This is a genomic window from Paenibacillus sp. FSL H3-0286 (genome assembly GCF_045040705.1).
GTDB lineage: Bacteria > Bacillota > Bacilli > Paenibacillales > Paenibacillaceae > Paenibacillus_AQ > Paenibacillus_AQ odorifer.
The window spans coordinates 706,154-725,535 of sequence record NZ_CP150285.1 but is presented as its reverse complement, the minus strand read 5'-3'; the positions used below and the strand labels follow the sequence as shown (position 1 = coordinate 725,535).

14 protein-coding genes are annotated in these 19,382 nt (G+C 47.5%); 4 read left to right on the top strand and 10 right to left on the bottom strand.

What is annotated here, in order from left to right; translation table 11 throughout:
- Positions 1 to 2: 2 nt before the first annotated feature.
- From MHB37_RS03170 to MHB37_RS03150, 5 genes are all read right to left on the bottom strand, one after another.
- Complete coding sequence (locus MHB37_RS03170) at positions 3 to 467, bottom strand: hypothetical protein (protein ID WP_076106071.1); 465 nt, start codon at positions 465 to 467, stop codon at positions 3 to 5.
- Positions 468 to 612: 145 nt separating this feature from the next.
- Positions 613 to 2,151 carry a glutamine-hydrolyzing GMP synthase gene (gene guaA / locus MHB37_RS03165; protein ID WP_036679874.1) on the bottom strand — a complete coding sequence of 513 codons (1,539 nt, stop codon included), beginning with the start codon at positions 2,149 to 2,151 and terminating at the stop codon, positions 613 to 615.
- Positions 2,152 to 2,313: 162 nt separating this feature from the next.
- Positions 2,314 to 4,653: a transglutaminase domain-containing protein gene (locus MHB37_RS03160; RefSeq protein ID WP_405168916.1), complete on the bottom strand. Its 2,340-nt coding sequence runs from the start codon at positions 4,651 to 4,653 to the stop codon at positions 2,314 to 2,316.
- Positions 4,622 to 5,980: a DUF58 domain-containing protein gene (locus MHB37_RS03155; RefSeq protein ID WP_312151174.1), complete on the bottom strand. Its 1,359-nt coding sequence runs from the start codon at positions 5,978 to 5,980 to the stop codon at positions 4,622 to 4,624. The genes MHB37_RS03160 and MHB37_RS03155 overlap by 32 nt, the downstream gene beginning before the upstream one ends.
- Positions 5,981 to 6,112: 132 nt before the next feature.
- On the bottom strand, positions 6,113 to 7,486 hold the full coding sequence (locus tag MHB37_RS03150) for a polysaccharide deacetylase (RefSeq protein ID WP_076307385.1): 1,374 nt from the start codon (positions 7,484 to 7,486) through the stop codon (positions 6,113 to 6,115).
- 107 nt (positions 7,487 to 7,593) lie between these two features.
- Between MHB37_RS03150 and MHB37_RS03145 the strand changes: the two genes are divergently transcribed.
- A complete protein-coding gene (locus MHB37_RS03145; protein ID WP_076106058.1) occupies positions 7,594 to 8,262 on the top strand; it encodes a DedA family protein in 669 nt (222 codons plus the stop codon).
- A gap of 14 nt (positions 8,263 to 8,276) precedes the next feature.
- Here MHB37_RS03145 and MHB37_RS03140 read toward each other — a convergent pair whose 3' ends face one another.
- Positions 8,277 to 9,539, bottom strand: a complete 1,263-nt coding sequence (locus MHB37_RS03140; RefSeq protein WP_405168915.1) for an MFS transporter — start codon at positions 9,537 to 9,539, stop codon at positions 8,277 to 8,279.
- A gap of 150 nt (positions 9,540 to 9,689) precedes the next feature.
- Between MHB37_RS03140 and MHB37_RS03135 the strand changes: the two genes are divergently transcribed.
- Together MHB37_RS03135 and MHB37_RS03130 are read left to right on the top strand one after the other, a co-directional pair.
- Positions 9,690 to 10,631 carry a YafY family protein gene (locus MHB37_RS03135; RefSeq protein WP_076130530.1) on the top strand — a complete coding sequence of 314 codons (942 nt, stop codon included), beginning with the start codon at positions 9,690 to 9,692 and terminating at the stop codon, positions 10,629 to 10,631.
- 95 nt (positions 10,632 to 10,726) lie between these two features.
- A complete protein-coding gene (locus tag MHB37_RS03130) occupies positions 10,727 to 11,032 on the top strand; it encodes a zinc ribbon domain-containing protein (RefSeq protein ID WP_076282483.1) in 306 nt (101 codons plus the stop codon).
- Positions 11,033 to 11,117: 85 nt separating this feature from the next.
- Here MHB37_RS03130 and MHB37_RS03125 read toward each other — a convergent pair whose 3' ends face one another.
- The 4 genes from MHB37_RS03125 to bcp form a co-directional block, all read right to left on the bottom strand.
- Positions 11,118 to 12,629, bottom strand: coding sequence for a DHA2 family efflux MFS transporter permease subunit (locus MHB37_RS03125; RefSeq protein WP_076106051.1), 1,512 nt, complete (start codon positions 12,627 to 12,629; stop codon positions 11,118 to 11,120).
- Positions 12,626 to 13,078 carry a MarR family transcriptional regulator gene (locus MHB37_RS03120; protein ID WP_340977540.1) on the bottom strand — a complete coding sequence of 151 codons (453 nt, stop codon included), beginning with the start codon at positions 13,076 to 13,078 and terminating at the stop codon, positions 12,626 to 12,628. Before MHB37_RS03120 ends, MHB37_RS03125 begins: the two co-directional genes overlap by 4 nt.
- Positions 13,079 to 13,294: 216 nt before the next feature.
- Positions 13,295 to 17,578: an acyl-CoA dehydratase activase-related protein gene (locus MHB37_RS03115; RefSeq protein ID WP_405169578.1), complete on the bottom strand. Its 4,284-nt coding sequence runs from the start codon at positions 17,576 to 17,578 to the stop codon at positions 13,295 to 13,297.
- A 123-nt stretch (positions 17,579 to 17,701) separates the two neighbouring features.
- Complete coding sequence (gene bcp / locus MHB37_RS03110; RefSeq protein WP_076186308.1) at positions 17,702 to 18,169, bottom strand: thioredoxin-dependent thiol peroxidase; 468 nt, start codon at positions 18,167 to 18,169, stop codon at positions 17,702 to 17,704.
- Between the two features lie 105 nt (positions 18,170 to 18,274).
- On the opposite strand from bcp, the gene MHB37_RS03105 reads away from it, so the two are divergent.
- The gene (locus tag MHB37_RS03105; protein ID WP_076303429.1) at positions 18,275 to 19,321 is read left to right on the top strand and encodes an LCP family protein; all 1,047 of its coding nucleotides are present in this window, start codon (positions 18,275 to 18,277) and stop codon (positions 19,319 to 19,321) included.
- The last annotated feature ends 61 nt before the right edge of the window (positions 19,322 to 19,382 follow it).

The following is a 19,382-nucleotide window of genomic DNA, read 5'->3' as shown; positions in this document are numbered from 1 at the left end:
GCTTATTGCCCTTTGGAATACTGATAGCTATGCCAAGAATTAGCAAAATGCCCTATAGCTAAACAAATCACTGCAATACCCAACCAGAAAGATCTGCCCCATATAGCCGCAAATCCAAATGCACAAACAGGGAGAACTGCCATGGGAATCGGAAGAAACAATAATGGAGCCCATAATAATCTGAATTGCTGTCCCTTAACCATATAACGAATCCATAAACCGTAATAAATCGTGATAAACACAAAGATAAGTGCAGCCCAGATCCCGAATTCTACATTTTCAAAGTTATCCTTTGAAATCGCAAGAATGGCTATACACCCCAACTGCCCTACTCTCTCCAAAAGGGTGTAGACGATGCCGGCATCTTTTAAACCGCTGGGAACATGATCGGGCGGAAACTTAATCATCAGTAAACTTGGGGCAAGAATAACCATAGCTATTAGTGTTCCAATAAGTGAGAATCCCATTCTAATGGCTCCTGTAAGTATATTTTTCCCAGTTTATCACATTCTCTAAAGTTGCTATATAGGGTCCGTCACAAGCTTCACGGTTAATAAAAAAACCTGCAGTCCCTTAATAAATAAGGAGCTGCAGGTTTCTTATTGTTATATGCTATTCCCACTCAATGGTTGCAGGTGGTTTCGAAGTAATGTCATACACTACGCGGTTTACATTCTCAACTTCGTTGACAATACGTACAGAGATTTTCTCAAGAACATCCCATGGGATACGTGCCCAGTCAGCGGTCATGCCATCGATGGAAGTTACTGCACGAACACCTACTGTGTAGGAATACGTACGAGCATCACCCATAACTCCGACACTCTTCATGTTAGGCAGGGCAGTGAAGTATTGCCAAATTTCACGGTCTAATCCCGCTTTAGCAATTTCTTCTTGCAGAATGTAGTCAGAATCACGAACGATGGTAAGCTTGTCCTCTGTTACTTCACCCAAGACACGAATAGCAAGACCTGGACCTGGGAAAGGCTGACGCCATACGATCGCACGTGGCATGCCAAGCTCTTCACCGAGTTTACGAACTTCGTCCTTAAACAAGGTGTTTAGCGGCTCGATCAAGCTGAATTTCATATCTTCTGGCAGGCCGCCCACATTGTGGTGGGATTTAATGGTTTGCGCTGTAGCTGTTCCACTCTCAACGATATCCGTATAAAGCGTACCTTGTGCAAGGAATGAAAAATCTCCGAGCTTAGCTGACTCTTCGTCGAAGCAGTAGATAAACTCGTTACCAATGATTTTACGTTTTTGCTCAGGGTCTTCAACACCTGCAAGTTTGCTCATGAAGCGATCGCGTGCATCGATTTTCACTACATGAATATCGAATTTGCCTACGAAAGTCTCCATAACGCTTTCTGCTTCACCTTTACGCAGAAGGCCGTGGTCAATAAACATACAGGTCAATTGATCTCCGATTGCACGGTGGATAAGCATAGCCACAACGGAAGAATCCACTCCGCCACTAAGAGCGCAGAGTACTTTTTTATCTCCGACTTGATTGCGAATATCTTGAACGGCTTCATCGATAAACGATTCCATTGTCCATTTGCCGTCGCAACCACAAACTTGGTATAAGAAGTTCGAGATCATCTCGTTACCTTGAACGGAGTGACGTACTTCTGGGTGGAATTGCACAGCGAACAGTTTGCGCTCCGCGTTGCTCATTGCTGCAATTGGAGCACTTTCTGTACCTGCATCCAGCTTGAAGCCTGTTGGAAGCTCAACTACATGGTCACCGTGGCTCATCCATACAGTCTGGCGGTTCTCCAATCCTGCAACTAAAGCAGTTCCTTCTGCAAAGTCAACATCAGCTTTACCATATTCCCGTTTAGCCGAACGTTCTACTTTACCATCAAGCTGATGAGCCATCAGCTGCATACCATAACAAATACCGAAGATCGGCACTCCTAGATCATAAATAGCCGGATCTACGTGTGGTGCATCTTCAGCGTATACACTGCTAGGTCCGCCGGAGAAGACAATTCCTTTAGGCGAAAGTGCTTTAATCTTGTCAACTGGCGTATTGTACGGCAAAAGTTCGCTGTATACTCCCAGGTCCCGAATTCTGCGCGCGATAAGTTGGTTGTATTGTCCCCCAAAATCGAGAACGACGATAATTTCATTTGGCTTGTTCATTACGTGCCTCCCTTGATTATTGGATTCATTATACTCATGGTTAATTCTCATCGTCAAGGAAAGGAGGACACGCCTCTCATAATCAGAGAGTGATAAAACTTCATGCAGAACCTTCCTTGCTATGGCATAAATTAGATAGCGGATCTAAGCGTTCTTAGCCGTTTATGTTAAACGGAAGGTAATGAGCAGACATTCGCGAATAAACGCGGCCGCATCAGAAGCCGCAGGTTCGCCGCCAAGGGCGGGAGCGGAGTCTACGGGATTGTCGCGGGCAGAGATCACGGCTGTGGAGGCCGAAGCTGGCGCGTACGCCAGGGTCTCCCACTGGCGGACAAACTGCCGGACGGCTACGTCTAGTCCGGCATCGTAAATCCGCAGGGAGTCCACATACTCCCTGCCAGTAACGCCGGGCGGCGGCGGTCCAAACCGCTCCGCCAGCCCGTGCCAAGCCAGAGAGGCCGCGCGCAGCTGCCTCTCCCGGCTCAAGCTGCTGCCGCGACGCGCGGCCAGCAGCAGAGCCAGGCTGCGCCGCCAGCGCCAAGCGGCGGCGGGAAGCAGCGCCGCGGCAGCGAGCGGCGCTGAAAAGGGCCCGCCCGCCAGCGGCAGGGCGGGCAGTTCCGCGCTGCGCGTTGCTTGCGGTGCGACTGCTGCGGCAGCAGGCCGTGCCGGCGCAGGGAAGCCAGCCGCAAGCGCAGGACCCGGCGTCGGATCGAAAGGAACCCAACCTGCGCCGGCAAAATAAACCTCTACCCAAGCATGCGCATCCCCTTGGGTGACTAAATACTTCGCCGGCATGGCTTCCTCCTGCTGGGTTCCAGGTCCGTAGCCTTGAACATACCGCGCTGGAATACCTGTGCTTCGCAGCAATACGGTCATCGCTGTGGCAAAATGCACACAGTAACCCTGTTTGGTCTCAAACAGGAAATGATCCACAAAATCAGCCCCAGCTGGCGGAACCATGGTATCCAGCGTGTAAGAATACCCGTTTTGCAAATAATCCCGAATGGCGGTTGCGGAATCATATCGGTTGCCCGAGGAAGCTGTGAGCTTCTCTGCCAGAGCTTTCACTCGCTCAGGTAATAAATCAGGCAGCTGCAAGTATTTATTCTTTATTTCTTGTGGATCAGCGTCACCCAAACCGCGCAGCAGTACTGGATTACTCTCGGGAAGTATAGAATCAACTATATACTCAGTGATCCGAGTTGACCCCACCGAATCTGGCAGACGAAAGGTATCCCTGTCCTTATTCGCCAGAACATAACCAAGCTGGCTGCCATTGGATAGTTGAACTGTCTCAACATCCGTTATGGTACCCGCATTGAATACAGGAATTCCACCGGAAGAGGGAATAGCAAATTGTATCCGCTGTTGCAAAGTCCGCCCCCCATTAGTAGTGGTTACCGTCGCCGGAATCTGAGGCAGGCTGGACAAGTTAAGCGGAGTAAACTCCTCACCCCCTCTGATCCAACGGCGACCGTCATAATAGGCAATGCTCTCCCCGCGCCAATAGGTACGCTGACTGGTCAACGCTGTGAAGACTGGCTCGGTATTGCGTGATAATGGAGCACCCAGTTCTCCATCATTTGTACTATACCCTGTTGTTCCTGCAGGTATAGCCTCATTATCTTCCGGCATATGGCCCGAAGCCCATTCCTGCAGCTTTTCAAAGGTTGACTGGAGTGTAGTTTGGTTAGGCGGTCGTACTTCATATACCTGCCCACCAAACCATGCTGTCATCATGACGAATATAGCAGCCGCTAATGCCAAAACTCCCCATCGGGCATACGGCAGGTGAATGCTGCCCACCCGTTCCCGCAGACGGAGCAAACCACTCATTGCTTGCATCCATACAATAAGCCCGACTGATATTACAACATCCGTTGTCGTATTAACGCCAAAGCCAATATCCAGAACTAATAGATAAATGAGGGTCACCGCCGTAAACAGCAGCGTGCTTCCTCTGAAAAGTGCAAGCTGCTGCACCGAAGATACCAGCAGCCCCCAGCCAACAATCAAAATCAAAAGTCTGCTGATCTCGCTTAGCTGAGAGACATGCCCGGAAAAGAGCAAAATCAGATCATTTGGAATTTCTACTGCATAAATGCCCAGCCATCCTGTCCCTACGCCCTCGCTGCATAGATATAGCCAAGCTGTGCCGATCATCAAACATTGGATACTTAGCAATAGCCACCCGGGAATCTGAAGGATTCCCCACATCAACAGCACGGCAGCAGAAATCATCAGAATCTGCAGCAATCTAGCAGTATCTTCCAATGAAGTCGTTCTATATAAAGGGAGCAGCCATTCTAAAAACAGCCCCAAAATAGCCAAAGAGAACAGCATGCGATAATACAGAGGTATCTTTCTCTGTTTACCGGCATGACTGTTCTCCAGTTTTTCCAAATGGAGCTGCTTTGGTTCCTTCCCACTGTGCTCATTCATAGAGAAGCTTGTGTCACCCGGTATCCGCTTACCGTAGCGTTGGTTTTCCGGATGATTCATGGTACTCTACCTCCCTGAGCCTGTAAGCTGGCAATGCATCATCCAGACAAAACATCCGTGCTCCCAGACGACCCAGACTATCCCCGACCGTTCCCCGCACAGGCTGGCGGATCTCCTGCAGCATTACCTCAGCAGGCAGCGGAGCTGGCTGATCCCAAGCATAATAGAGCTCAACTTTTACACCTTGCACTAAGAATTTAGCGATAACCTTAGCGGATTGTTCCTCTAATCTTCCGGTCACTATAGCAACGGTCATTCCCGGAATCCAGCCTCTAGAAGCATCCTCCAACAGCTCGGACAGGGTTCTTGTTCCATTCGGAGAAATATCAGTTAGAATATCCAGCACTCTCCCTGGGATTTTACCCAGTCCTTCATGCCTAGCCATTCCTTCCGGCCAGCCTCCGCTAAATAACTGGACATAAGCACCTGACTGCTCAGCAAAGAGCATCAGCCCCATCGCCGTTGACACCGCCTTCTCAAATACCGGAGGCTGCTCCTCCCGACTGCCACGAGGTGTAAGTGCATTGGCTGGAATCTCATAGCTTTTGGGATCATTAGCCAACACGATACAGCTCATTCTTGCCTTTTCACGCTCTGGAACTTTGCTCTGCAGATTTCCTAGCCGGGCGCTGTTCTTCCAATGAATTCGGCTAAGCGGATCACCGGGCTCATATTCCCGCGATTCCATGGTCTCATCATTGCTGCTTCTTCCCCTTCTGGAATAGAGCGAATTACCGCTAATAAAGCCGCTATCCGGGACTGCTCCGCCATAATATAGGGGGGCTGGCAGCACTTTAACGCTATGCTCTTCAGCAGGCTCAGATCGGCCTGTGAACCAGCCGGGCAAATCTCCCCAAGTTACTCTACAGCCCTGCAAATGATGATGTCCCCGCGGCATATTCTCAAGAAGGTAGGTGTATTCAAAAGAGCGTCTGAATCCCGGAAACAGTAGCTTGTGATGTCCTCTATCCCTCCAAAAATCAGCGATAGTCAGCCATGGCAGTGGAAGCCGGGCAGAGAAATTCACCCGTACCTTCACAAGCAGTGTACTTCCAGCTATCGGTTTTACTGGAGTGATTGTCCGTTCAATCTTTATCGCCCGTGGACCTGAAAGTTGAACAATCAGTCCGCCAACCATGATAACGCCTACAGCGATCAGCAGAAATAAGAGTGATGCGCCTCCGCGCCATGCATATAAAACACCTATAATTCCAGCCACAGTCAGCATCCGCAGCCATTCAGCCAACGCACTACGGCTACGCGGATAGCTTCTAACTCTTTCAGTCTTGTTATTTAATTTGTGTTCTACTTTTTTTGAAGAGGACAATGGAACGAACACCCTTCCTTTGGGTCTAGACTTGTTCCCAGCTGAGGAACTTATTACTATCTATTCTTCCCATGAAAAAGGGTGCCCAGACATTGTTTTTTTCTTTTAAAAAAACTGCCTGAGCGCTAAATCTCAGAAGGCTATTACCCGGCGCTCACCTTCCGTCACGCTTATATTTAAAGGAGGATGATCGGCTGTCTCCAGCAGCTCACGCAGCGATACCCAGATAGAACCGCCAATCATCTCCACACTGGCACCGTTTATCTTTTGAACATGATCAGGAAGATTTAACAGGAGTTCCTTGTTCGCCACATCCGCGATGATATCTTTGCCGTTCCAGGCAATCTTCCCACTGCGACTGCCCGCATCCCAATTAATCTGCCCTCCCAGCCGTTCGATCACAGCGCGAAGTGGCACCATATATTTCCCTTTTTGCAGAGCATATTCACCTGGCGCCAGCTTCGTCTCCAGCTTTCCAACCTCCAGCACCAAAGGTTTGCCGGGCGCAAACAGCTCTGCATTCGGTATGATATTTGAGGTGATCCAAGCTTCCGAAGGTTTCACTCTGCCCAAGCTATTTGCTTTTGAGGAGACTCTGAATTGTACAGGCTCCACCGTCTCATCTAAAAGGCCAAAGCTGTACCCAGCAGCCTTATAACGCGCAATAATATCAGGCAGTGCTTTAACACTCTCCTGATGGCCGCCGCCATCATGCAGCAGCAGAATAACCCGAGAGGACTTCAGATCTGCAGTTGACTCTTTTAAGATTTCTGACGCCGGTACCCCTTTGCGTTTAGAATCCCCGCTGTCCACCGTCCAATCCGTAACGATATAACCGGCTTGCTTCAACAAATTGAAGTAGGTATTATCAAAGTGATCAAAGGTTCCGCCCGGGGCGCGGATAAGTTGTGGGCGAACCCCTGTAATGCCCCGAACAATTTCTTCGGTCTTTTTAATCTGGCTCCAAAATTCAGTGAATCCACTATATAAATCATGGTAATTATGATTATAGGTATGATTGCCAATAGCATGTCCTTGTTCCCATATGGCATTAATTAGCTCTGGATGGCTTTTCGCTTGATTACCAAGGACAAAAAAGGTCGCCTTCACACCTTGCTGCTGTAAAATTTTTAGAACGTTGAAGGTATTGTCACTCGGTCCGTCGTCAAATGTAATATAGACCGTTTTTGAAGCTTTCTTTGCGGCCGTAATTGCTGAATATGTTGTCGACACCTTGGATACTTGTGCCGTACTGGAATTCAATTTAACTTCTGGAGAAGCAGTCACAATGGACTCTGCTTTAGGAGGCAATTCTTGCATCGCCACTAACGGGAGATTATTCTTAACAGAGACAGACTCCGCGCTTGCGGAATGTAATGAACGATTCATCCAAGAATCTACACTCTCCCCTGCGTTCCATCCCAGCATTACGATGACGATTACAACCATAACAAGCAATCCGCTTATCAAGTTTCGGCGGCCGTGAGTGTTTTTGTTACCTTTCATCTTCTCTACCTCCAGCATTCTATTGGCTCAAAAGCCATTTGGTAGATTGTATGAAGACAAGCTTCAAAATAGAATAAGGCAACTGCCCCTTGGAGAGTGAGAATCTTATGGAAATGCTGAACTTTATACAAGAATTATTCAGCAAATATGGATATAGCGTATTGTTTTTTGGATTGCTGCTCGAATTCGTTGCCTTGCCGTTTCCCGGAGAAACTACCATGGCTTTTGCAGGTTTTCTTTCCTATACGGGAAGACTTGATTTCATAACGTTGATTCTAGTGGCGTTTGCTGGGACCACAGCCGGGATGACCCTCACCTATTTTGTCGGCTTAAAAGCCGGAATGCCCTTCATCCAGCGATACGGAAAGTGGTTGCTGTTCTCCCCTGCCAAGCTGGATAAAACGCAAAAATGGTTCGAGAAATACGGCAGTATCCTTATTTCCATCGGATATTTTATTCCAGGCGTTCGTCACTTTACCGGCTATTTTGCTGGTATAGTTGCGCTGCCCTTCCGTAAATTCGCCCTCTACGCTTATAGTGGAGCGTTATTCTGGGTAGTGCTGTTTCTTGGCATAGGACGGGTATTTGGTCCGCAGTGGATGGGTATTTTCCATTTATTCGAGTTATATGCACTATGGATTATCTCTGGCGGTGTAGCTATAGCTGCCCTTGTAATCCTGTATCGCTACCGCAAAAAGATAAGCATCCGCCTGTTCCCGCGCAAAGCTGCCATTAAGCTACAGACTCAGGTTAAAAAAACTTCCAAGGGACGGTGAAGCCACCGCCCTTTTTAAGTACGTTTTTTCTTGCTGCGTACCCCCGCGTATCCTGCGAGTAAAAGCGCAACTATGGCAAATCCCGCTCCCCCAGCAAACCCTACCATTCTTGGTTCTACCCCTTCTAATAGCCACCCGGCGAACAGCATAGATAATCCCAGCAGCGTATTTCCTACTGCAGACAGGAGTCCAAACACAAAGGGCTGCATAGCAGATGGGGTTTCCTGCATAACGAGCGTATCCAGACAGGCATTCCCCGTCCCCCCGGCAAATGACAGCAGGATGTATAACATAAATGCTACCGCAAAATGATTGCTGACACTGATGCCCATCAATAATACTCCTTCTAGTAAAAGCCCTCCGATGGCTACAATCAGCAGCCCCTTTTTTAAATAACGTGAGGTAAAAAAACTAAGGCTAAGACCGATGCCAAGCGCCGCATAAAATGCCCCCACTCCAATATCCCCCGCGTGAAATACCTGTATCGCATAGACACTGATCAGTACATTATCCAGACCATTTAGCAACGGCACCAACAGCTCATAACCGAAAATGACCTGCAACGTTAAGCTTCCGCCAATTACCATTCTCAGAGCACGCAGCCGACCGTATTGTGCTTCTTTATCTGATTTTTCTAAGTCCCCCTCAGGAGAATATGTAGCCTTCTTAGCCACCGTCACCATTTCCGTATGTTGTGGAAAATCGATACCGTAAATTAACATCGCTGCGATTAAAAAAGACACTGCATTCATAATGAACGCTGCCTCCGGACCAAACCACATCGACACCACCCCTCCACTGAACGCTCCAAGGATCAGCACGCAGCCGCTCATTAACTGCTCTAGTCCGTTGACGGCCAGCAGAGAATCTTTGGTGACGAGCAAGGGGATAGTGGACCTACGAACAGGGCTGTAAATGGCTTCGCCCGCTGCCAGCAAAAAACTTGCCATATATAACAACCACAGCTTCTCCTCCCCATCCACCCATAAAAAGGCTAAGGCTACTGGGACCCTCAGCATATCTGTAGCTATCATGATATATTTGCGTGGAATTTTGCTGCTAAGTATGCCTCCAAGCGGGGCCAGAAATAAATAAGGAAACAGTCTCACACCTAACGAAATCCCTACCGCCATGCCTGATCCCGTCAACTGCAGAACCAGCGCCAGTACTGCAACGCTAGTAAAACGATCACCAATTCCATTGATCAAGCCGGCTGTGAACAATCGTGAATATCCCTTATGACTCCTAAACATCGCAACAGCTGAGTGATTATTCATAAAATAAACCTCATTTCATCTATTTATACATATATCTAATTAGATATTAATCGAATCATTAATTTATGACAATGCTTTATTTTCAAGGATTTGCTAAGATGAAATACAGCATTACTTCACGGAAATCTCCGGGAAAGAAGGAATTGTCTTTTGAAAATAGATCGATTGCTCTCTATCGTTATCCTGCTAATGAACCGCCGCCTAATTCAGGCGAAGGAGCTAGCCGATATGTTCGAGGTATCTGTGCGCACGATTTATCGTGATATTGAAAGCATTAATGGGGCCGGAATTCCTATCGTTACCTATCAGGGAGCGAACGGTGGGATCGGGCTTATGGAAGGATACCGGCTGGACCGCAATGTTTTGACGGATCGTGAGCTGGCGGATATTTTCACGGCTCTGCAGAGCGTCTCGTCTTATGGAGGAAATGAACATACTCTGCTCATGGAAAAAATCAGCAGCGTAATCCCGCCCTCCCAATCCGCCGCCTTCCGCAGCAAAACAACTCAGCTCATCATCGACTTCTCCCCATGGGGTCTTCAACGTATTCTGGAAGAAAAGCTTGCCACTCTAAAAGAAGCACTTGAGGAAAGCGTGACCGTAAACTTTGATTATGTGGATGCTGCGGGTCAGACAAGCCAGCGTTCGGTAGAGCCCTATACTTTAGTGCTAAAGGGGCAAGCATGGTACTTATATGGATTTTGTCTCAATCGTCAGGATTTCCGTCTATTTAAGCTGTTGCGCATGAAAGAGCTCGTTAAGAATACCCAAGTTTTTATTGCAAAAGATGTGGATGCAAGCGAGCTGCCTTGGAGCAACGAGTATCAGAGATCAACCGTAACAACAGCAACACCCATCGTTTTGCAGTTTAAAGCTGAAAGCAAACATCTAGCGGAAGAGCGGTTTGATTCTACCGAGCTACTGCCCGACGGTAATGGAGGTTACAAGGTTACCATCAACTATCCTGAGGATGGATGGCTGTATGGTTTCCTGCTAAGCTTCGGGATGCATGTAGAAATCTTAGAGCCACCGCATATTCGGCAAAAGCTGGGGCAGCTTGCAGCAGGCATAGCAGCAAAATATACAACCTAACAATAAACCTGACGGAATGTCGTCAGGTTTATTGTTCTATACTGAACTTAAAGCGGGCGCTCGAGAGCTTGCATACCTTTAAAGGAGTGTTAAATATGGGACATGAACATGTAGAGCAAGGAGATCTTAAAATTTGTCAAAGCTGTGGGATGCCAATGCCTACGGCGGAATTGCTTGGAACGGACCAGAATGGCAACAAGATCGAAGATTACTGCGTGTACTGCTATGAGAATGGCGCATTCAAACAGCCTAACATCTCGTTGCAAGAAATGGCTGACATTTGTACAGGCTATATGGTCGAAGAAGGAATGGACGAGAATGTTGCCCGTAAACTTCTCGCGGAGCAGCTGCCACATCTGAAACGCTGGAGTGATCCTGCAGCTGTGTCTCCAGCTAACTAATAGCATCACAACAAAAGAAGCGCCCTACGGAACCATAACAGTTCGTAGGACGCTCCTTTTTCCATTCTTTGTTAACCCAGTTTTTTTATTGATTGTCCTGCTGTGGCTGCACTTCTTCCGTCTTCAGGAAGTCTGGCTGCGGTGAAGTCTTTTTAATAAAGAAAGCCAATACCAAAGCAACTACAGTGATCCAGGTAGCAATGTTAAAGGCATGCGTAACCCCGCTAATTGTAGCCTCTTGCGTAAGCTTAAGCATCGCTGCTTTATCGTTTAACGAAACCGTTCCGCTCATAAGCGTATCAGTGATTGTGCTCTTCGTCTTATTGGTCATTAGACTGACGAACAACGCCATTCCCAGCGCGCCTCCGACCGTCCGCAACGTATTCGACATTGCTGTACCATGCGAGCTTAAACGCTGTGGAAGCTGGTTAAGTCCAGCCGTTACAATCGGCATCGATAACATCGACATGCCTAACATCCGAACCGTGTAAGTAATAATCATATGCGTATACGTCGTACTGTCTGTAAGCTGGCTGAATTGCCAGGTCGTAATTACTGTAATAATCAGGCCTACCACAGACAGCCATCTTGCCCCGATTTTATCAAATATAATCCCCGTAATTGGAGACATAATTCCCATTAGAATGGCTCCCGGCAACAGCATAAGACCGGACTCCATTGGCGTAAAGCCACGGATCGTCTGCAAATAAATCGGCAGCAAAATCATACCCGAATATAAAGCCATCGTAATGATGATATTGATTAATGTCGTGAGTGAATACATATTGTATCTGAAAATCCGGAACTCAAGCAGTGGTGTCTCAGCCTTAAGCTCTCTCCATACGAATAAAGCCAGTGCAATCACACCCACAATGAGGCAGGTAATGACTGTTGCACTTCCCCAACCATCGGTTCCAGCATCACTGAAGCCGTACAACAATCCCCCAAAACCAATGGTAGACAGGATAACACCCGTTTTATCCAGCTTCGGAGAAGTTGTTTGCCCTACATTTTGCATTGTTTTCATACCTAGCAAGGTAGAAAGAATAGCCAGCGGAAGAACGATAAAGAACAATACGCGCCAAGAATAGTTCTGAACTACCCACCCTGACAACGTTGGACCTACAGCTGGAGCAAAAATCATGGCTACCGCCATTAGCCCCATCGCTTTTCCCCGCTCTTCAATTGGGAAGATGCGAAGAAACACAATATTCATTAACGGCATCAAAATCCCTGCGCCAACCGCCTGAATGACTCTGCCGACCATGATCATTTCAAAGCCTGTTCCGATTCCACAGACAAGTGTACCTAACGAAAAAAGTGACATCGCGGTGATGAATAGCTGGCGGGTCGTAAACTTTTCCACCAGAAACGCACTAATCGGTATCAGCACACCGTTCACGAGCATAAATCCCGTTGTTAGCCACTGTGCCGTATTCGTTGCGATTTTTAGATCGTCCATTATGCTCGGCAATGCCACATTAAGAAGTGTTTGGTTCAAAAGTGCGACAAATGCACCTATTAAGAGCGCTGCAATAATCGGTCCTCTACGTATTCCCTTAGTTGCCGCTGCAGCGTTACCTGTAATTGTACTCATAAATTCTGTTTGTCTCTCCCCTGCTCTAAGATCTGAATGATTTCCGTATGAATCCTAAGTAATTCGCCTGCATCCTCGGCAGGTATATTGGATAGTGGAAGTAAGTGTCTTCTGAGCGATTGCTTACTTCTTTCCCTGATTTCTCTGCCCTTTTCAGTAATCGCCAAGTTGTATATACGCCGATCTACCTCAGAGCGCTGTCTTGTGATCAAATCGGCTTTCACCATCCGGTCCACTACACCGCTCGCTGCACTGTTCCCCAAATGTAATAGCTCGGCAAGATCTGTAATGCCAATATCGGGATTTGCGGATATTTTGCGGAGAACCATCAACTGTGTTGGTGTGATGGCCAGCTCTTCGGCATCCTTCCACAGCAGCTGCTGGAATGCATGGCTAATCCGGCGAAAAGAGGAGAAAATATCATCTAATTGCTGCTCCTTATCTTCCAAATCTTTACCTCCAAAGAATTAATTAGTTAGACCATCTAATAGTTCGCATGCGTACTATTTTACACCTTAACTAAATTTCGGTCAATATTTTGCTGTAACTTTCTGAAAGGTAATTTTATATTGCAGGAAAAACATGAAAATCATACATAAGTGCACAAAGCATAAAAAAAGCGAACCAAGGTAGATCCTTGGCCCGCTTTTTCGTCTGAACAATGCTCAGGTTAAGCTGTATGAACTTTCAGGTAAAGTCTGCTGCTGAGGCTTATCCTGCAGTTTTAAATTAGATGGCTTAGTCTCTTCCTGGCTGCTGGCAATTGACATCATCAGCTTAATCCGATTCGCTTGGTTGACTACGCTAACTCCAGCATCATAGTCAATCGCCACGATATTTGCACCCGGATATAATTCCTTAAGACCTTTAATCATCCCACGCCCGGTGATATGGTTGGGCAGGCACGCGAACGGTTGAATACAGGCGATGTTGTTCACACCATTATCCAACAAATCCATCATTTCTGCGGTTAAAAACCAGCCCTCACCCATCTGATTCCCTACGGACACCAGTCGGCTGGCCTTCTCGGCAAGACCATAAATATTCTCCCGTCCTTTAGCCAGCCCCGCATCCTCAAGGGCAACCTTAATCGGCTTACGGTAAATTTCCAGATAAGAGATCAGCATGGGATTGATATAGCCGAGCCGTTTGCTTTTGCCGAATTGCTCAGCTTTGTAGATCGGATTATATACACAATAGAAAATGAAATCCAGGAAATCCGGCATTACCGCTTCCCCGCCCTCTGCCTCGATCATCTCTATAATGCGGTTATTGGCATCCGGATGGAATTTGATCAGGATCTCACCGACAATGCCTACTCTTGGTTTAGTAACACCTGTAACGGGCAGCTTGCAGAACTCTGCAACAATCTCACGAATCAGGCGTTTGTATTCTCGGAATGAAAAGTTGGATAAGCTTGCCTTGCAACGCTCCATCCCTTTGCGGAATAGAATTTCAGCACTTCCTGGAACAACCTCATGCGGCCTAAAGTGATTTAACATCCGCATCATAAGATCACCGTAACAAGCGGCAGCTATCAACCGATTCGCCAGCTTAAGACTGATACGGAAACCCGGCTGATTCTCCATCCCCGAAGCATTGAGTGAAATCACCGGAATTTGTTCAAGGTCTGAATCCTTTAAGGCTTTGCGCAGCAAAGAAATATAATTCGTAGCCCGGCAGCCGCCACCCGTCTGTGACATAATCACAGCAGTACGATCCGGATCGTATTCCCCACTTTTCAGCGCCGACAGAATCTGGCCAATCGTCACAATTGCCGGATAACACGCATCATTATTAACGTATCTCAGACCTTCTTCTGTCTCTTCAGGTCCAGTAGTCTCAAGTATCTTCAGACGGTATCCGGCATCGCGAAACACCTGCTCAAACAATTCAAAATGAATAGGCGACATCTGTGGGGCAAGGATGGTATAGGTCTCTTTCATTTCCTTTGTAAATAACACATTAGCCTGCACTTTTGGCGGCTTTTGCGGCACTACCTTACCTTTTTCACGCTCACGCATTGCCGCCAGCAATGAACGAAGCCGAATACGCGCTGCACCAAGATTGCTGATCTCATCGATTTTGATCAATGTATATACCTTGTTATGTCTTTCCATAATATCCTGTACGGCATCACAAGTGATCGCATCGATCCCACAGCCGAAGGAAGTCAATTGAACAAGCTCCAGATCCGAGCGGACTGCAGCAAGGCGGGCTGCACGGTACATCCGGGCATGGTAGGTCCACTGATTAACAACAGCCACATCCCCTTCGCTGTGGTCCAGATGGCAGACAGAATCTTCTGTCAGCACGGCGAGTCCCATCCCGGTTATCATATCCGCTATCCCGTGATTAATCTCAGGATCGGCATGATAAGGGTGCCCACAGAGCAGGATTCCTTTGGTTCCAGTATCAGCTAGGTACACAAGGGTCTCTTCCCCTTTGGTACGCACATCACCTTTGGCGTTATCAGCCTCTGTAAGTCCCGCTTGCACCGCGGACGCAATCTCTTCTCGCGGAATGCTGGTAAATGTCTTCACCAGCCCTTTGGTCAGCGCAGAAATATCATCGAAGGTCAGGAATGGACTGACAAGCTTGATTCCATTGTCCTTTAACCCATCCATATTGTTGCGAATGACTTCGGGATAAGAGGCGACTACTGGACAATTGAAGTGGTTATCCGCAGCTTCATCTTCTTTTTTCTCATACACCACCGCTGGATAAAAAATAAAATCGACACCTTTACCGATCAGGCTTTGCACATGTCCATGGGCCATTTTCGCAGGATAACATATCGATTCTGAAGGAATCGTATCCATGCCGCTTTCGAAAAGCTTCTTGCTTGATTTAGGGGAGAGAATCACCCGATAGCCCAGTTTGGTGAAAAAAGTGTGCCAGAACGGGTAATTCTCAAACATATTCATGGTACGCGGAATCCCGACGGTCCCCCGCCATGCCCCTGTTTCCGGTAAACTCTCGTACTCAAAAAACCGTTCATATTTATACTGCATCAGATTCGGCAGGACATTTTTCTCTTTTTTGACTCCTGCGCCGCGTTCGCAGCGATTGCCGGTCACATAAAAGCTCTTATCCGGAAAACGACTGATCGTCAGCGCACAGTTATTCCCACAGCGGCCACAGCGGCCTGAGGAGACCTCATATTTAAAGCTGGCAAGCTCCTCTGCTCCAAGCAGCGTACTGGATCCGTTAACCCCTGCTTGCTCACGCGCAATCAGTGCACAGCCGTAAGCTCCCATAACGCCAGCTATATCCGGTCTAACCACCGTTCGCCCCGTCAAGGACTCAAAGGCGCGCAATACAGCTTCATTATAGAAGGTACCGCCCTGAACGATGATATTTCGCCCTAAGTCCTCCGGATTGCGGATTTTAATTACCTTTTGCAGAGCATTCTTGATCACAGAGTAGGCAAGACCCGCCGATAAATCCGCTAATGATGCGCCCTCCTTCTGAACCTGCTTGACCTTAGAGTTCATGAACACCGTGCAGCGCGAGCCCAAATTAACAGGCTGAGTCGCTTCGAGTGCAGTTTTGGCAAATTCCTCGATCCCAAGTCCGAGGGCAGAGGCAAAGCTCTCCAGAAAAGAGCCACAACCGGCTGAACAAGCTTCATTGAGCATAAGGCTGTCGATAGCACCGCCACGGATTTTGATGCACTTCATGTCCTGCCCACCGATATCCAGTATGAAATCTACTTCTGGCATGAACTTGGAAGCTGCCTTGTAGTGTGCAACAGTCTCTACTTCTCCGCCATCTGTCCGCAGAGCGGCCTTGATTAACCCCTCACCGTACCCTGTCACATATGATCCTGCGATATGGCAGCCTTCAGGCAGAACCCGGTAGATCTCCTTCAGTGCATCGTTGACCGAATGCAGCGGGTTGCCTTTGTTGCTGCCATAAAAGGTATAGAGAATTTCGTCAGCCGAACCGGTTAACACGAGTTTAGTTGTGGTTGAGCCGGCATCAATTCCTAGATAACAAGGTCCACGATATAAGGCTAAATCTGATCTCGCTGCAGAGGCTTTGCCGTGACGAAGCCGAAATTCTGCAAGCTCAGCGGCATTCTCAAAAAGCGGAGGCAATTCAGCATCCGCAGCTCGATCCGCAGTAAAATCAACCGCCGCAATTCGCGTGATCCAGCTTGAAAGTGGCAATACGACTGGATCAGCTTCGGAGAGCGCAGCTCCAATCGCCACGAAATACTGTGAGCGTTCCGGGAACAGGATATCCTCCTCCGCCAGCTCCAGCGTTTCCGCAAAACGCTGCCGCAAGGCAGGCAGGAAGGTCAGCGGGCCGCCAAGAAAAGCCACCCGTCCTCGAATCGGACGTCCACAAGCAAGACCGCTAATCGTCTGATTAACGATACTCTGAAAGATCGAAGCCGCCACATCCTCCCGGCGCGCTCCTTCATTAAGCAGCGGCTGTACATCGCTTTTGGCAAATACACCACAGCGTGAAGCTATAGGATAGATTCGCTCATGCTTCTCCGCCAAAACATTTAAGCCTGCCGGATCGGTCTGCAGCAGCGCTGCCATCTGATCGATGAACGCTCCCGTTCCGCCCGCGCAGGCTGTATTCATACGCTGCTCAATGCCGCCCCGAAGATATATTATCTTAGCGTCCTCTCCACCCAGTTCAATCGCCGTGTCACATTCCGGAATCAGCGCACTGATCGCCTTCGTGCAGGCTATCACCTCCTGAATAAAGGGAACTCCACCTAATTTGGATAAAGACAAACCCGAGGAACCGCTTACAGTAAGCCTAGCTCCCCTCTCTGGGAATCTGTCGCGTACATCAGACAGAAGAGAGAGGGCCGCTTTTTTAATATCGCTATAATGTCTTACATAGTCCTGATAAACAATGATGTCCCGCTCTATGACAACTAATTTAGCAGTAGTTGATCCGATATCAAGCCCAATATGCAGCATTATCACTCCACCACCTCTTCTTGCTCCAAATTTGAAGCAATTATGAGGAAACTATATCATGACAACACCTTATATAAGCTGTTAAAAATGTAATTGACATCTATAAAAAGTAATTAGTAAAATTTATGATTCGCTTATTCCTGCTATCGTGTTTGCGACATGCCCTTTTACCCGTACCTTCCGCCATTCTTCCACTAATATCCCCTGCTCATCAATCAGAAAAGTAGATCGCACAATTCCCATAAATTCTTTGCCGTAAAGTTTCTTGAGCTGCCATACGCCGAACATTTCACTTACCTTATGATCCTCATCAGACAGCAGTGGAAAGGGCAAACTATGCTTCTCTGTAAATTTAGCGTGTGATGCCAAAGAGTCCGGACTAATGCCCAGAACAACCGCACCCACCGCCGTGATTTGATCAAAAGCATCACGAAATTCGCAGGCCTCCTGCGTGCAGGCTGGTGTCATATTTTTAGGGTAAAAATATAAGATGACCTTTCGGCCCAAGAAATCACTCAAACTAACCTCATGCCCATTGGAAGAGGGAAGGGTGAAATTGGGTACTTTTTGTCCAATAGCTACTTCGATCAAGATATATCCACTCCTTCTTAAGATTGGGGAATTATTCCTAAATTGCACGTATCCCCAAAAGAAATTATAATGTAGTCAACGTGAATGCGAAAGGAAGAACGAGAAATGCCACCTAGAAAGAAAAGGCACGCCAAGACTGGTAAGTCAAAAAAGAAACCGCTGCTTTGGACGCTGGCCATTATACTCCTCCTTATTATCGGTGGGGCCATTTTCTACATTACAACCATTTACAATGAGCTTGGTAGCATGTCGAATACTGAAGATTCACCTTTTCAAAATGCAGAGACCGTTGATGTCGATACCCCTGAGCCTCCTAAGTGGGAAGGTACAGAGCCTGTTAATATCCTATTAATGGGTGTAGATGCCCGAGGTGTGAAGAAAGGGGAAATCCCCCGTTCAGATACAATGCTCGTCGCTTCTCTTGACCCTGTGAAGAAGAAAATCAGTGTATTTTCAATACTGAGAGATACGTACGTTCCGATTCCAGATCATGGCGAGAAACGTATTAATACAGCGATTATTTATGGACCTAATACTGCGATGCAGACCGTCAGCGATCTGCTCGGTATCCCAATTCAATATTATGTCTACACGGACTTCCAAGGATTCATCAAGCTGGTTGATGCCGTTGGGGGTGTGGATTATGAAGTTGAAAAAGATATGGTCTACAAAACCGTTGCAGACGGTCCGGAATATGATATTGATCTAAAAAAAGGATATCAGCATCTTGACGGCAACATGGCGTTACAATATGTTCGCTTTCGGCATGACGCTACCTCCGATTTCACTCGAACCGAGCGCCAACGCGGTTTTCTCAAGGCTGTGGCTGATAAGTTGATCAGCACCACCTCCATTGTCAAGCTGCCAAATATCCTGTCGCAGGTTACGCCTTATATTGAAACCAATATGTCAGTTAATGATATGTGGAAGCTGGCAAGCGTAGGGTATAATAGCAGTATGGGTGGCAGTGAGCAAATTCCGCCAATGGATCTGCTCACTGAGGAGACTACAAGTGACGGATCACAGGTTATCGGAATTCGTAGCGAAAAGAAGCTAAAAGAATTTATACAGGATACCATAAATGGTCCTGAGCCAACACCAACCCCTACATCGGAGAACACCTCCAATAGCAGTTCTGCCGGGACCAATTAAGGGCCTGACAAGCAAAGTTCACATGTACACAAAGCTGTGACTTGGTATAATACGGGCGGAC

Coding starts and splice junctions, on each gene's coding strand:
- guaA (WP_036679874.1), bottom strand. CDS start 2,151: ATGAACAAGCCAAATGAAATTATCGTCGTTCTCGATTTTGGGGGACAA.
- MHB37_RS03125 (WP_076106051.1), bottom strand. CDS start 12,629: ATGAGTACAATTACAGGTAACGCTGCAGCGGCAACTAAGGGAATACGT.
- MHB37_RS03105 (WP_076303429.1), top strand. CDS start 18,275: ATGCCACCTAGAAAGAAAAGGCACGCCAAGACTGGTAAGTCAAAAAAG.
- MHB37_RS03160 (WP_405168916.1), bottom strand. CDS start 4,653: ATGAATCATCCGGAAAACCAACGCTACGGTAAGCGGATACCGGGTGAC.
- MHB37_RS03115 (WP_405169578.1), bottom strand. CDS start 17,578: ATGCTGCATATTGGGCTTGATATCGGATCAACTACTGCTAAATTAGTT.
- MHB37_RS03170 (WP_076106071.1), bottom strand. CDS start 467: ATGGGATTCTCACTTATTGGAACACTAATAGCTATGGTTATTCTTGCC.
- MHB37_RS03150 (WP_076307385.1), bottom strand. CDS start 7,486: ATGAAAGGTAACAAAAACACTCACGGCCGCCGAAACTTGATAAGCGGA.
- MHB37_RS03130 (WP_076282483.1), top strand. CDS start 10,727: ATGGGACATGAACATGTAGAGCAAGGAGATCTTAAAATTTGTCAAAGC.
- MHB37_RS03140 (WP_405168915.1), bottom strand. CDS start 9,539: ATGAATAATCACTCAGCTGTTGCGATGTTTAGGAGTCATAAGGGATAT.
- MHB37_RS03145 (WP_076106058.1), top strand. CDS start 7,594: ATGGAAATGCTGAACTTTATACAAGAATTATTCAGCAAATATGGATAT.